Source organism: Capnocytophaga sp. oral taxon 863 str. F0517, from assembly GCF_000466425.1.
Lineage (GTDB): Bacteria > Bacteroidota > Bacteroidia > Flavobacteriales > Flavobacteriaceae > Capnocytophaga.
Genome location: NZ_KE992143.1, coordinates 1 through 606, shown reverse-complemented (window position 1 = coordinate 606; position 606 = coordinate 1). Strand labels below are relative to the sequence as shown.

The window sequence follows — 606 nt, the reverse complement described above, 5'->3', positions numbered from 1 at the left end:
TATCACTTCTGTGGTATTTGTACTGGATAAACTCGCTCAAATGAGTGTATACATTCTCGTATTTGTTGAGCGTACTATAACTTCTAACACCTTTTTCTACCATCAAAGCAAAGTCCTCTTTGAACTTCTCATAGACTTTTAGCAAGGAATCTTCCATTACTCCTATACCTAGGAAAGTAGCTTTTAGCTTCTGAGCAGTAACCACTCCCTCATACTTCATCAGTTCCTCATAATGAGTAACCATACGTGAGCGGATCTCTTCCAGCTTTCGGTTGAGTTGGGTAGCTTCTTCTGTTTTACCTGTTACTCTACCGTACTTCAAATCCCATTTCTGCGGAAGAATTTCAAGTTTAGTACTGAACTGAGCTACTTGATTGTCAATGGTAATACGCCCCATAATAGCAACCTTACCATTCTTCTTTGGGGCATTCTTTTTAAGGTAGAACAATACCTTAAAGGTTGAGCGTTTTACTTTTTTCATACTCTAATTTTTTAATTTGCGAAAGTACTTTTTATCAAGTTACTGTACAATATGAAAAAAGGTGTAAAACACTGAAATATAACCTACTAATAAAAAATATTTTTCAAGGTATTAGGTAACGATTT

General features: G+C 35.3%; 1 protein-coding gene. It reads right to left on the bottom strand.

What is annotated here, in order from left to right:
• On the bottom strand, window positions 1-481 hold a 481-nt coding region (locus tag HMPREF1551_RS06170), incomplete at its 3' end, for an Arm DNA-binding domain-containing protein (protein ID WP_021628210.1).
• Between the last annotated feature and the right edge of the window lie 125 nt (window positions 482-606).